Source organism: Flavobacterium frigidum, assembly GCF_048286735.1.
Classification (GTDB): domain Bacteria; phylum Bacteroidota; class Bacteroidia; order Flavobacteriales; family Flavobacteriaceae; genus Flavobacterium.
This window is the reverse complement of sequence record NZ_JBLVPU010000002.1, coordinates 45,280-57,994: the sequence shown is the minus strand read 5'-3', so window position 1 is coordinate 57,994 and position 12,715 is coordinate 45,280. Positions and strand designations below refer to the sequence as shown.

The 12,715-nt window shown below is 34.7% G+C and carries 14 protein-coding genes; 6 read left to right on the top strand and 8 right to left on the bottom strand.

Annotated elements, in window-relative coordinates; translation table 11 throughout:
• Positions 1–44 precede the first annotated feature (44 nt).
• On the bottom strand, positions 45–1,184 hold the full coding sequence (locus tag ACNQGO_RS01755; protein WP_417983981.1) for a lipoprotein N-acyltransferase Lnb domain-containing protein: 1,140 nt from the start codon (positions 1,182–1,184) through the stop codon (positions 45–47).
• A 24-nt stretch (positions 1,185–1,208) separates the two neighbouring features.
• The gene (locus ACNQGO_RS01750; RefSeq protein WP_470303415.1) at positions 1,209–2,279 is read right to left on the bottom strand and encodes a putative type IX sorting system protein PorV2; all 1,071 of its coding nucleotides are present in this window, start codon (positions 2,277–2,279) and stop codon (positions 1,209–1,211) included.
• Positions 2,280–2,563: 284 nt separating this feature from the next.
• Here ACNQGO_RS01750 and ACNQGO_RS01745 point away from each other — a divergent pair, with 284 nt between their 5' ends.
• Together ACNQGO_RS01745 and ACNQGO_RS01740 are read left to right on the top strand one after the other, a co-directional pair.
• On the top strand, positions 2,564–3,280 hold the full coding sequence (locus tag ACNQGO_RS01745; protein WP_417983980.1) for a CDP-alcohol phosphatidyltransferase family protein: 717 nt from the start codon (positions 2,564–2,566) through the stop codon (positions 3,278–3,280).
• 10 nt (positions 3,281–3,290) lie between these two features.
• On the top strand, positions 3,291–4,154 hold the full coding sequence (locus ACNQGO_RS01740; protein ID WP_417983979.1) for a glycoside hydrolase family 25 protein: 864 nt from the start codon (positions 3,291–3,293) through the stop codon (positions 4,152–4,154).
• Between the two features lie 4 nt (positions 4,155–4,158).
• Here the strand turns inward: ACNQGO_RS01740 and ACNQGO_RS01735 are convergent, their stop codons facing one another.
• The 6 genes from ACNQGO_RS01735 to ACNQGO_RS01710 all read right to left on the bottom strand — a co-directional run bounded on the left by ACNQGO_RS01735 (position 4,159) and on the right by ACNQGO_RS01710 (position 7,858).
• Complete coding sequence (locus tag ACNQGO_RS01735; protein ID WP_417983978.1) at positions 4,159–4,506, bottom strand: HepT-like ribonuclease domain-containing protein; 348 nt, start codon at positions 4,504–4,506, stop codon at positions 4,159–4,161.
• Entirely contained in the window at positions 4,499–4,798 is a 300-nt protein-coding gene (locus ACNQGO_RS01730; protein WP_417983977.1) for a nucleotidyltransferase family protein, read from the bottom strand. The genes ACNQGO_RS01735 and ACNQGO_RS01730 overlap by 8 nt, the downstream gene beginning before the upstream one ends.
• 95 nt (positions 4,799–4,893) lie before the next feature.
• A complete protein-coding gene (gene lptB / locus ACNQGO_RS01725) occupies positions 4,894–5,634 on the bottom strand; it encodes an LPS export ABC transporter ATP-binding protein (protein ID WP_417983976.1) in 741 nt (246 codons plus the stop codon).
• Between the two features lie 97 nt (positions 5,635–5,731).
• Positions 5,732–6,085 (bottom strand): carboxymuconolactone decarboxylase family protein, encoded by a 354-nt coding sequence (locus ACNQGO_RS01720; RefSeq protein ID WP_417983975.1) that lies wholly within the window; start codon positions 6,083–6,085, stop codon positions 5,732–5,734.
• Positions 6,078–6,893, bottom strand: a complete 816-nt coding sequence (gene tatC / locus ACNQGO_RS01715; RefSeq protein ID WP_417979313.1) for a twin-arginine translocase subunit TatC — start codon at positions 6,891–6,893, stop codon at positions 6,078–6,080. Before tatC ends, ACNQGO_RS01720 begins: the two co-directional genes overlap by 8 nt.
• Entirely contained in the window at positions 6,893–7,858 is a 966-nt protein-coding gene (locus ACNQGO_RS01710; protein WP_417983974.1) for a KpsF/GutQ family sugar-phosphate isomerase, read from the bottom strand. Before ACNQGO_RS01710 ends, tatC begins: the two co-directional genes overlap by 1 nt.
• An 85-nt stretch (positions 7,859–7,943) precedes the next feature.
• Here ACNQGO_RS01710 and recQ point away from each other — a divergent pair, with 85 nt between their 5' ends.
• Genes recQ through ACNQGO_RS01690 form a run of 4 tightly spaced genes read left to right on the top strand, consistent with a single transcriptional unit; the run spans position 7,944 to position 12,715 of the window.
• Entirely contained in the window at positions 7,944–10,139 is a 2,196-nt protein-coding gene (gene recQ / locus ACNQGO_RS01705; RefSeq protein WP_417983973.1) for a DNA helicase RecQ, read from the top strand.
• 49 nt (positions 10,140–10,188) lie between these two features.
• Entirely contained in the window at positions 10,189–10,893 is a 705-nt protein-coding gene (locus ACNQGO_RS01700; RefSeq protein WP_417983972.1) for a TIGR04283 family arsenosugar biosynthesis glycosyltransferase, read from the top strand.
• A complete protein-coding gene (locus tag ACNQGO_RS01695) occupies positions 10,883–11,674 on the top strand; it encodes an SDR family oxidoreductase (RefSeq protein ID WP_417983971.1) in 792 nt (263 codons plus the stop codon). The genes ACNQGO_RS01700 and ACNQGO_RS01695 overlap by 11 nt, the downstream gene beginning before the upstream one ends.
• 12 nt (positions 11,675–11,686) lie before the next feature.
• Positions 11,687–12,715: a VOC family protein gene (locus tag ACNQGO_RS01690; protein WP_417983970.1), complete on the top strand. Its 1,029-nt coding sequence runs from the start codon at positions 11,687–11,689 to the stop codon at positions 12,713–12,715.

Sequence of the window (12,715 nt, the reverse complement as noted above, 5' to 3'; positions counted from 1 at the left end):
ATAAAAATAGGTGTTACTCAATTGCATAAGATTTTAGTGCAATTTTAAATGATAATTGGAATGCGTTTTTTATTTTGAATTGCTATTCTCACTAAAATAAATCCGTTGCATACTACTAAAGGTAAGACTAACAGAAAATGTGCTTTGTTGATCAGTACAAAAATGTAAATAATTAAAAAGAATACATTTACCACCGCCAGATTGTAAATACCTTTTTTGTTTTTGGTCCAATAGAAGTAAAGCAACCCCAATAATGTAGGATTAAAAAGTAATATATTGTAATTGTATCCTAATTCTAAATGTGACGAATACAAACCAATCCATGTAAAAAAGATTCCTAATGATCCCATTACGCTGAGGTAAAATAGATTGATGGGTTTCTTGTTTAGTACTACAATAAATGCAAGGAAAATAATATAGGTGTAGGGATTATTCCACCACGAAATCGGTGTTTCTTTTTTGAACTCTAGCAAAGTTTTATTTTCTGAGGCTAAAGGATGGCTTTCAAAAGAAACTTTTTTTAAACTTTTAAGCAGTTCAAAGGGTAGGAAAATTTTGGTTCCCATTTCATCTACTTTAGTACCAAAGATAACGCTGGTTCCTAGTTTTTCATAAAAATGACCGTCGAAATAGGGAAATAAAATGGTTCTGTAGGTACGATTTGTATCTGTATTTTTGACAATAGCGGTTGTGTTTAGTGTTTTATTGATAATATCAACAACCATCGAAGTGCAGTTTTTGTCTATAAACTTATAGGTGTAATGGCTATCGCCCGATGCTAAAGAGGTGTTAAGGTTATCAAATAATTTTTGTTTCATGGCTAGCGAAATAGTAAGTTCCTGCTCATAAACCGATCGCTGTTCGTATCCATATTGATTAATGAATTCCAGATAGGGATGTGCAACTGCAAAATATTGTAGATCACCTTTCACGAATTTCATAACAAAATTTGGAGTACTAAAATCAAAAGCACCATAATTGTATACCACATCAACACCTAGAACCGCATCACTTACGCGAATAGCTGTATGTCCAAAAAGAGAGTAGGATTCATTTCCTGTTCCACAAGTAATAATGCTGACTTTTGCTGCATTTGATAAGGAAATGGTTTGTCCAAAACTATAACTAGCAGTATAAATCAAAAGAAAAAGTAGTACTGTTTTTTTGAAAGAAGGTAGGTTCATTTTTTTAAATGTTTGAATTTTAAATTAATTTCGGAACATGCCTAAGTCCACCTTAATAGAAAATATATTAGAGTACAACGCTGTGCTTTGATTGCCTAGATCAGTAAGAGCATAATCAATTTGAATGCCTTTGTATTTGAATCCCAATCCAATATTAGGTTGAAAACCTATTTTTTCAGAATTGTCAAGTTGTTGTACATTTTGAAAATTACCTACACCAGCACGAACGAAAACCAAATCAGTATAGCCAAATTCTAATCCCAAAGCCGGATCCACACTTACAAAATTAGTAGCAATAAGGTCGTTGGTTTTAGCAAACCGCATGTTCATATTGGCAGCAGCCAGAATGCTATAATCGTATCGGATAATGAATTTTTTAGCGATTCCCAATTGTGCTTTTGGGGCTGTAATCTCAGTACTTTCTGGTAATTCTTGATTCTCTCCAGGTATGGCATTTGCGATTTTCTTATATTCCTCCTCGTCTATATTCCACACATTATAGGTTGTTGTGATGTCTCGTAGCATCAATCCAAATTGCCAATTGTTTTTTTCGAATTGTACTCCTACATCAAAACCAAAACCCCAGGAGTTGGCAAATTTACCTATAATTCTTCGGATCACTTTCGCGTTTACACCATATTGAAATCCAGGAACAGGCAGTTTGCGTGCGTACGAAAAAGTAAAGCCATAGTCAGCCGTTGAAAAAAGACTGATGCGATTGTAATCAATATTGCCTTGACTGTCGATTAATTCTGTTGTATTTAAAATATCGTCAACACCAAAACGGATTAAGGAAATTCCCCAAGCGCTTCTATCATCAATAGGGCTAGCATAAGCCAAATAATCGTATTGGGCTATATTGGCAAAATAATTAGCATGCATGGCGGCCACTTGTTGGTCCTCAAGATTGATTAATCCCGATGGGTTCCAATACCCAGAATTCACGTCGCTAGTCGCAGCCACCATCGTGTTAGACATGCCTAATGATCTGGCATCCACGCCGATATTCATAAACTCATTCGAGTATTTACGTACGGTTTGGCTATAATGAAGTGTACTGACCAATACCGCGGCTATTAGGAAGCTTGTTTTCAATGGGGTGTTTTTTACAATCGATAGGACTGTTTAATTTTTATCAAAAATATAATTTTTTAGCGAGCTTATTTCTCCTTTTCAACAAATAAATTTAAGAATGAATGAGCTGCAATAGAATATTGTTAGTACATCTTTTGTCTCTTTAGAAATTCAGACGTTTCTAAATTTTGGTGCTGTTAATAATAATGCCAGTAGAGTTTCTTTCAAATCTTCCTTACAAAACGTATTTTCGATCCACATATTATACTAAATTTGCCAACTGTGGTTTACCAAATAGTATACATATGACAATCAAAAAACACATCCCCAACACGATTACTTTACTCAACCTTTTCTGCGGTTGCATCGCCCTTGTTTTTGCATTCAACCAAGATTTTGAAATGGCATTTTATTTTGTTTGTTTGGGTATTTTCTTAGATTTTTTCGATGGTTTTTTTGCACGGTTGTTCCACGTTTCGAGTCCGCTAGGTTTACAATTGGATTCTTTGGCAGATATGGTCACCAGTAGTGTGGTGCCGGGTTTAGTAATGTTTCAAATGATGATTGATCATTCGTCTACAGCAGTGGTCGCCCATATGCAATGGTTTCCTTATTTGGGTTTTTTGATTACATTGGGTTCTTGTTACCGCTTAGCGAATTTTAATATCGATACCCGTCAAACCGACTCTTTTATAGGTTTGCCAACGCCAGCAAATGCCTTGTTTATTTTAAGCTTGCCTTTGGTGTTAAAATATACTGATTCTTTGATTATCATCGAACTATTGACAAATCCTTGGTTTTTATTAGTGATATCTGTTTTGAGTGTTTATATGTTGAATGCTGAAATTCCGTTATTTTCTTTGAAGATCAAGAAATTTAGTTTTAAAGAAAATGCACTTCAAATTGTCTTTTTAACTTTGTCCCTTTTGCTATTGATATTCTTGCGCTATTTAGGAATTCCGTTAGTGATTATTTTTTATGTCGTGTTGTCTATAGTGAATAATAAAGTGCTTAAAAAGTAGTTTTTTTTGGATGAAAAGAAAAACGATCATAAGAAAAACTACGGTAGTTCGTAAACCTAAAAAGAAAGGAACTGTTTTATCCGGAAAGCTTTTGCGTTATTGTATTGTTGCTGTTTTATTCATGCTTTTTGCTGTCATAGTTTATCATTACAGGGGTGGTTTAGCGTACTATTTTAGTTTTAAATCAGATAAAGTACTGCGGGAAGAAAGCGAGGCCAAACGTATTTCTGATGTTCGAAACTATCAGGTTTTGGAAAAACATGAGGGAAAAAGTATCGGCTTGGATGTATCCGAATACCAAGGAAGGATACGTTGGAGTTATGTTGATACTTTAGAAAAAAAATACCCGTTGCATTTTGTATTTATTCGAGCTACTATTGGAAAGGACCGGAAGGATCTTCAGTTTAATAGAAATTGGCTTGGCGCCAAAGAAAACAAAATGATTCGTGGTGCCTATCATTACTATCGTCCCAATGAAAATTCACTCGAACAAGCGGCACTTTTTATTAAAACAGTACAACTCCAAAAAGGTGATTTACCTCCCGTTTTAGATATTGAAAAATTGCCTAAAAACCAGTCGATTGAAAATCTTAAATTAGGATTGAAAAGATGGTTAAATGCTGTAGAAGCGCATTATGGTGTAAAACCTATCATTTATACTGGTGAACGGTATTACGATGATTTTTTGAAAGAAGAGTTCAGCGATTATCTTTTTTGGATAGCCAATTATAATTTTTACAGAGAAGAAATAGCCGAAGATTGGTTGTTTTGGCAATTTACCGAAAAGGCTTCCATTCCTGGAATTAAAGGGAATGTCGATGTCAATATTTACAATGGAGATTTGCAACAGTTGCGGTTTATTACTGTGGAGTAGTTTTTTAGTTGCCTTTCAATAATTTATCTACTTCGATTTTTAATTTTGGCAAGTGATTAGTGAGTATAGCCCAAATAGTTTCATCAGATATGTTATCATAAGCATGAATAACCTGGTTTCTCAATCCAACGATTGCGGTTGCATCAGTAATTTTTGAAGTGTAAGAACTGTCGGTCTTTAATATTCTATTTATGGCTTCTCCAATGATTTCAAGATTCCGTTCTACGGCTCTTTTTCTCATCAAGTTTTTTCTATATTCAAAAAAACCCATCTTTTCATCATTAAAATAACTATTTATCTCATCAATAGATACTTTGACATCATAGAGCCATTTTAGGATTTTTTTATCCATAAATCAATTCTTTATTTTCTTCAATGGAACTGATTAAGTAAGGGTTTTTTAAAGTTTGTTCTTCCACTAAATCAATATCTCTGTGTAGTAAACTTTTAAGTTTGTTTTTAAGGTCGATGTAGTTTATGAAGTATAGTTTTAAATCAAAAGATTTAAATTTTACTAAAAAATCAATGTCACTTTTTTCATTAAAAGAAGAAGTCGTTGCAGAACCAAAAAGATATAACTTTTCTACATTATGTGTTTCACATAAATTTTTAATTGTTTCTTTGTTTTGGTTAATTATATTCATCTTTCAAAGGTATAGTTTTTTTAGATGTGTGTTTTTTGAAATGATTATTTTCTAATTAGGATATAGCAAGTACAAAAAAATTATTTCGAGCTTTCCTAAAATTCCAATTTCTTTTTTCTCAATTCAAAATTTTGCCCTAAATACACGCGGCGTACCATTTCATCTTCTACTAATTCTTCTGGAATACCAGCTTTTAGAATTCCGCCTTCAAACATTAGGTAGGTTTTGTCAGTAATAGCCAAGGTTTCCTGTACGTTGTGGTCGGTAATAAGAATTCCGATATTTTTATTTTTCAATTGGGCTACAATTCTTTGAATATCTTCAACAGCTACAGGATCGACACCCGCAAAAGGTTCATCCAATAATATGAATTTTGGATCAGTAGCCAAACAACGTGCAATTTCGGTACGACGGCGTTCGCCTCCAGATAGTAAATCCCCACGGTTGGTGCGAATGTGTTCTAAACTGAATTCTTCAATTAGACTTTCCATCTTTGCCTCTTGTTCGGCTTTGGAAAGTTTAGTTAATTGCAGTACGCTTAATATGTTGTCTTCGATACTTAATTTTCTAAAAACAGAAGCTTCCTGTGCTAAGTATCCAATTCCCTGTTGTGCTCTCTTGTACATCGGGTAATCTGTAATATTCAGATTATCTAGAAATATATTCCCGGAATTTGGTTTAACCAATCCTACAATCATATAAAATGAAGTTGTTTTTCCGGCACCGTTAGGACCAAGGAGCCCCACGATTTCGCCTTGATTCACTTCTACCGAAATGCCTTTTACTACACTTCTTCCTTTGTAGGTTTTGATTAAATTTTCGGCTCTTAATTTCATTTTTTTTAGTTTGATCGTTTAAATGTGTTAACTGTTTATTCGTTTAATCGTATCAAATAAACGAATAAACAATTAAACGATTTAACTTCTTAACAATTTATTTGGTTGTTGCTTCTTCTAATGCTTCCCAAAATTCATAGGCTCTTCGTAAATGAGGAATCACAATTGTTCCGCCAACTAGAGTCGCTATTCCCATGGCTTCCATCATTTCTTCTTTGGTAACCCCTTCCTTGTGGCTGGTTTCCAAATGGTATTTTACACAGTCATCACAACGTAAAACAGCTGAGGCTACTAGTCCCAGAAGTTCTTTTGTTTTCACATCTAGCGCTCCCGCAGCATAGGCATTGGTGTCTAGATTAAAAATGCGTTTTACAATTTTATTGTTGTCTGCCAATAATTTTTCGTTCATTTTAGAACGGTACTCGTTGAATTCTTCTATGATATCAGCCATTTACTTTTTTTTGATTTTTTACTACTATTTTTGAAATGAAGATGCTAGCTTCGTATATTAACAACATCGGAATGGTTACAATAATTTGACTCACAACGTCTGGAGGAGTAACAATTGCTGCTACAATTAAAATTATAATAACTGCATATTTCCAGTATTTTCGTAAGAATTCAGGCGTTACTAATCCTAGTTTAGTTAGGAAATAGATAATTATGGGTAATTCAAAAAATAATCCGCAAGCGATTACACTTGTTTTTACCATTCCGATGTACGAGTCGATACTAAACTGATTTTTGACAACTGTACTAACGGTGAACGTAGCAAAAAAGTTAACAGACATGGGTACAATGACATAATAGCCAAACAATACTCCTAAAAAGAAAAGTAAAGAAGAGGAGACAATAAAAAGTCTTGCGTGTTTTTTCTCTTTTTCATACAAGGCAGGACTGATGAATTTCCATACTTCCCAAAGGATAAATGGAAAACCCAGAATAAATCCGGCAGTGATACAGGTCCAAATCAAAACGTTAATTTGGCCCTCCATATTGGTGTTTTGAATGATGAAAGGCATGTCTGTTACACAAATACTCTCGGCGAAACCCAATTGATTAGACAGGTCACAAAAAAACCGATAGGTAACGAAATTAGCATTAGTTGGACCAAAAATGATCACGTCAAAGATGTAATCACTCACAAAAAAAGTAACGGTTGCAAGGATTAAAATTGCAATAGTACTTCGAACCAACAACCATCTTAATTCTTCAAGATGATCTAAAAACGACATTTCGTTTAAGTTTTTTTTTGCCATTATAATATACCTTCTTTTAAAATATCATGTAAATGTAACACTCCTTGGTACACACCTTCATCGACCACAACTAATTGTGTGATTGAAAAATCTTCCAAGATATTCAATGCATCTACGACCATAGCGGTAGATGGAATTAATTTTGGATTTTTGGTCATAATGTCTTTTGCAGTCAAATCGCTAAATGAATCTCTGTCGTTCAACATGCGTCTTATGTCTCCATCTGTGATAATTCCTACTACTCTTTCTGCATCGACCACTGCTGTAACACCCAAACGTTTTTCAGATATTTCGAAAATAACCTTTTTAATTGACGCATCAGGTGAAACCATAGGTTTTAGAGTATGTTCTAATATATCTTTTACGCGCAACAATAATTTTTTGCCTAATGCACCACCAGGATGGTAAACAGCAAAATCTTCCGGCTTAAAATCACGCATTTCCATTAAGCAAACGGCAAGTGCATCGCCCATAACTAATTGCGCAGTTGTGCTGTTTGTTGGCGCTAAATTATTAGGACAAGCTTCAGAATCTACTGTGGTGTTCAAAACAAAATCGGCACCTTTTGCCAGAAAAGAACCTGTATTTCCTGTTATGGCTATTACTGTATTTCCAAATCGTTTTAAAAGTGGTACCAGAACTTTAATTTCTGGACTGTTCCCGCTTTTAGAGATGCAAATGATACTGTCATCATTTTGAATCATTCCTAAATCTCCGTGTATTGCCTCTGAGGCATGAAGAAATAGCGATGGCGTTCCAGTCGAGTTAAATGTTGCGACCATTTTTTGAGCAATAATAGCACTTTTCCCTATTCCTGTTACAATTAATCGTCCTTTAGAATTGTAGATATTTTGTGTTGCTTCAATAAAGTTTTCATCAAGAAAATCAGTTAGTTTGGCAATAGATTCGCTTTCCGATAAAATAGTTTTTTTGGCGCTAGCCAATATATTTTCTTTAGATATCAAAACAGAATGATTAAAATTTGTGTGTGTAAAAGAAATTTGTACCTTTAGGTATCGCAAATTTAAACAAAATACCATATAATAAGGAATGAATTCAAACGAAATTGACATACACAAAGAATTAAAGAAATATTTTGGCTTTAGCCAATTTAAGGGGCTGCAGGAACAAGTCATAAAATGTATCTTAAACCAAGAGAATACCTTTGTGATCATGCCTACAGGAGGAGGAAAATCACTGTGTTATCAATTGCCTGCTTTGATTCAAGAGGGTACTGCTATAGTAGTTTCTCCTCTAATTGCTTTAATGAAAAATCAAGTGGATGCCATTCGAAGTTTATCTTCAGAAAATGGGGTCGCTCATGTATTAAATTCTTCTCTTACGAAAACTGAAATCACACAAGTAAAAAAAGATATTACGTCTGGATTGACAAAATTGCTTTATGTGGCGCCTGAATCCTTGACAAAGGAGGAGAATGTGAACTTTCTTAAAAATGTAACAATTTCGTTTGTAGCGATAGATGAAGCGCATTGTATTTCTGAATGGGGCCATGATTTTAGACCGGAATATCGAAATCTAAAGCACATCATTAAGCAATTAGGCGATGTTCCTATTATTGGTCTTACCGCAACTGCTACACCCAAAGTACAAGAAGATATCCTTAAAAACTTGGATATGTCTGATGCGACAACTTTCAAAGCGTCCTTTAACAGGCCAAATTTATATTACGAAGTACGTACCAAAACGAAAAATATAGAATCGGATATTATTCGTTTCATCAAACAACACAAAGGAAAATCAGGAATTATTTATTGCTTGAGCCGCAAAAAAGTAGAGGCTATTGCAGAGGTGCTACAAGTAAACGGAATTAGTGCTGTGCCGTATCATGCGGGATTAGACGCTAAAACTCGTGCCAAACATCAAGATATGTTTTTGATGGAAGATGTAGATGTTGTAGTAGCTACCATTGCTTTTGGGATGGGAATTGATAAACCGGATGTGCGTTTTGTGATACACCATGACATCCCTAAATCACTAGAGAGTTATTATCAAGAAACGGGTCGTGCAGGTCGTGACGGTGGCGAAGGGCATTGTTTAGCGTATTACTCCTATAAAGATGTAGAAAAATTAGAAAAATTCATGTCGGGCAAACCTATAGCAGAGCAAGAAATAGGATTTGCTTTATTGCAGGAGGTTGTGGCTTACGCCGAAACATCAATGTCTAGAAGGAGATTCTTGTTGCATTATTTCGGAGAGGAATTTGATGAAGTGACAGGAGATGGTGCAGATATGGATGACAATGTTCGCAACCCAAAAAGAAAAGTAGAAGCTTGCGATCAAGTGGTGAAATTACTAGAAGTAGTTCGCGATACCAAACATTTATACAAATCAAAAGAAGTTGTTTTTACGCTTATTGGACGAGTCAATGCGGTCATAAAGGCACATCGAACAGATACGCAATCGTTTTTTGGTTGTGGTTCTGAGTTTGATGAAAAATATTGGATGGCATTATTGAGGCAGGTTCTTGTAGCTGGATTTTTATCGAAAGACATTGAGACGTACGGTATTGTAAAAATTACCGAAAAGGGATTGGATTTTATCAAGAATAAGGAATCCTTTATGATGTCTGAAGATCATGAATACAACGAGTCAGAAGATGAAGCCATAGTCACCGCCGCCAAAGCTGGTGGTACCGCCGATGAAGTATTAATGGGTATGTTGCGTGATTTGCGTAAAAAAGTAGCTAAAAAATTAGGCGTACCTCCATTTGTGGTATTTCAAGATCCTTCGCTTGAAGACATGGCTCTGAAATATCCTATTTCACAAGAGGAATTAATAAACGCCCATGGAGTAGGAGAGGGTAAAGCTAAAAAATATGGTGCAGCATTCTTAGAATTAATAAGCCGTTATGTCGCTGATAATGATATTATTCGCCCAGAAGATTTGGTAGTAAAGTCAACTGGAGTCAACTCAGTCAATAAGCTATATATTATTCAAAACATCGACAGAAAATTATCGCTTGATGATATCGCTTCCGCTAAAGGGTTGAAGATGGATGATTTGATAAAAGAAATGGAACAAATAGTGTATTCAGGAACCAAACTGAATATTAAATATTGGATTGATGATATGCTTGACGATGAGCAACAGGAAGAAATTCATGACTATTTCATGGAATCGGAATCAGATAATATAGAAAATGCACTCAGAGAATTTGATGGAGATTATGATATTGATGAACTGCGATTGATGCGCATCAAATTCATAAGTGAAGTAGCTAATTAACATGCTCTCACTTTCAAAAAGGCATTAGAATACTATTAAATTTCTCTGTATGATTTTAAGCATTATTATCCCAACATTTAATGAAGCAGCAATAATTGGAAAAACAATCACGTATTTGCAAAATAATCTGTTGGGTAAAGCGTATGAAATAATTATTTCAGATGCTGGCAGTACCGATAATACCATTGCAATAGCGGAAAGTTTAGGCATAAAAGCATTGCACTCACCACTCAAAGGGCGTGCCGGACAAATGAATTATGGTGCACAGAATGCTACTGGAACAGTTTACTTTTTTGTTCATGCAGATTGTTTACCACCACCTACTTTTTTTGATCTGATAGAAAATGCAATTCAAAACAATTTCGATTGTGGCAGTTTTAGAACACGATTTGATAGTTCTAATTTGTTGCTACGAATAAATTCTTTTTTTACTCAATTTAATTACCTTTTTTTTAGAGGTGGTGACCAAGGCATTTTTGTGACCAAAAAAGTGTGGGATCAAGTGGGCTCATACAACGAGGAAATGTTTATTATGGAAGACTATGACTACTTGGAGCGTCTTTGGAAAAATGCTACTTTCAAACTTATTCCAAAAGCAACGTTAGTTTCTGCAAGAAAATATGAGGAAAACTCCTGGTTAACCGTTCAGCTGGCTAATTTAAAAATAGTTAAGATGTATAAAAAAGGTGCTTCGCAATCGGATATGATCAATGAATATAAAGAACTTTTAAGCTACCGAAAAAATGCATTTTAAAGATAAAGTGGTCTGGATTACTGGTGCTTCATCTGGTATTGGCAAAGAATTAGCCATTCAATTGTCTCAACAAGGTGCAACACTTATTCTAACCTCTTCTAATGAATCACTTTTGAAGGATGTAGCAGCCGAAATGAATTATTCAAAAGTCTATATTTTACCGTATGATTTATTGAATTTAGATGGTATACCTGATCTTGTATCTCGTGCTTTAGCACTAGAAAGTACTATTGACTGCGTGATCCAAAGCGCGGGAATTAGTCAGCGTGCCGAAGCATCAGAAACGGCTATTGCTGTTTATAAAAAATTAATGGACCTCAATTATTTTGCTCCAGTAGCAATTACACAAGCCATATTACCTCATTTTAAAAAACACAATAAAGGCAATATTACCGTAATTAGTAGCATTGCTGGTTTAATTGGTTTTCCGCTACGATCGGGTTATTCCGCATCGAAACACGCCATTAAGGGGTATTTAGAAACGCTACAATGCGAATTGTATAAAACCAATATTACTGTTTCTATCGTATATCCAGGAAGGATCGACACCAATATTTCTAAAAATGCCTTATTGGGTGATGGTCAGCAATTTGGCGCGACGGATGCGAACAATGAAGTTGGCATGAAAGTCGATGTTTGTGCCAAAAAAATAATTAGTGGTATAAAATCCAATAAAAAAACGGTTATTATTGGTCAAGCGGAGCGACTCTTGTTATGGTTGTGGTGGTTTGTTCCTTCGCTGTACTATAAAATCGCACATTCAAAAGGTTTACAAAAATAATTTAAGTAGGGTATGCATCAATTTTTATCAGGAATTCAACAAATCGGAATAGGAGTATGTGATGCTGAAAAGGCTAAACATACGTACAAACATTTATTTGGAATGGATGTTTTAATTTTTGATGATGAGGCTAAAGCCAGCTTAATGACGCAATATACTGGCGGCCAAGAATTCAATAGAAGAGCAATCTTAACGATGAATTTACGAGGCGGAGGCGGTTTTGAGCTATGGCAGTTTTTGGATCGAGTTCCGAGCAAAGTAAATACGGTCAATTTGGGTGATATCGGAATTTTTGCTGCCATTATTAAATCGGCTGATATTTATAAATCACATCAAAGGCTTTCTAATATTTCGGGACTAAATACTTCAAAATTACATATTTGTCAAAGTGGTATTCACTATTTTTATGTAACAGATAACCAAGGCAATACATTCAAAATAGTTCCATCCGAGGATTGGTTTCAAAAAGACAAACATGATTTGGGAGGTGTTATAGGGGCGGTAATAGGAGTGTCAAATATAGAAAAGTCGATCGAGTTTTACCAAACTATTCTTGGGCTAGATACCGTACTTTATGATATCAAAATCAATGAAAATAATCATAATTTCAGAAAAATTGGACTCCATAAAAGCGCTACTGGTAAAGGTGCTTTTAATAAATTATTAGGAAATGTTACGATTGAATTGATTCAAAATTTAGATCAACAAGCACCCAAAATTTATAGAAATAGGTATTGGGGTGATTGTGGTTTTATTCACCTTTGTTTTGATGTTATAGCCATGGACGATTTAAAAACACACGTACAAAGTCGGGGATTAGATTTTACTGTTGATAGTAATAATACCTTTGCAATGGATAATGCGTCTGGTCGCTTTTGTTACATAGAAGATCCTGATGGTACCTTAATTGAACTCGTTGAAACACATAGAGTGCCTATCCTGAAAAAAATGGGTTGGTATTTAGATTTAAGAAAGCGAAATCAGGAAAAACCATTACCCAAATGGATGATAAAAATGCTCGCTTTAAGTAAAGTAAAGTGA

Bases quoted from the DNA above. Each gene is read 5' to 3' on its own strand.
- ACNQGO_RS01695 (WP_417983971.1), top strand. From the start codon at position 10,883: ATGCATTTTAAAGATAAAGTGGTCTGGATTACTGGTGCTTCATCTGGT.
- ACNQGO_RS01730 (WP_417983977.1), bottom strand. From the start codon at position 4,798: ATGAATATAATTAACCAAAACAAAGAAACAATTAAAAATTTATGTGAA.
- ACNQGO_RS01690 (WP_417983970.1), top strand. From the start codon at position 11,687: ATGCATCAATTTTTATCAGGAATTCAACAAATCGGAATAGGAGTATGT.
- ACNQGO_RS01755 (WP_417983981.1), bottom strand. From the start codon at position 1,184: ATGAACCTACCTTCTTTCAAAAAAACAGTACTACTTTTTCTTTTGATT.
- ACNQGO_RS01700 (WP_417983972.1), top strand. From the start codon at position 10,189: ATGATTTTAAGCATTATTATCCCAACATTTAATGAAGCAGCAATAATT.
- recQ (WP_417983973.1), top strand. From the start codon at position 7,944: ATGAATTCAAACGAAATTGACATACACAAAGAATTAAAGAAATATTTT.
- tatC (WP_417979313.1), bottom strand. From the start codon at position 6,893: ATGGCAAAAAAAAACTTAAACGAAATGTCGTTTTTAGATCATCTTGAA.
- ACNQGO_RS01720 (WP_417983975.1), bottom strand. From the start codon at position 6,085: ATGGCTGATATCATAGAAGAATTCAACGAGTACCGTTCTAAAATGAAC.
- ACNQGO_RS01735 (WP_417983978.1), bottom strand. From the start codon at position 4,506: ATGGATAAAAAAATCCTAAAATGGCTCTATGATGTCAAAGTATCTATT.
- ACNQGO_RS01740 (WP_417983979.1), top strand. From the start codon at position 3,291: ATGAAAAGAAAAACGATCATAAGAAAAACTACGGTAGTTCGTAAACCT.
- ACNQGO_RS01745 (WP_417983980.1), top strand. From the start codon at position 2,564: ATGACAATCAAAAAACACATCCCCAACACGATTACTTTACTCAACCTT.
- lptB (WP_417983976.1), bottom strand. From the start codon at position 5,634: ATGAAATTAAGAGCCGAAAATTTAATCAAAACCTACAAAGGAAGAAGT.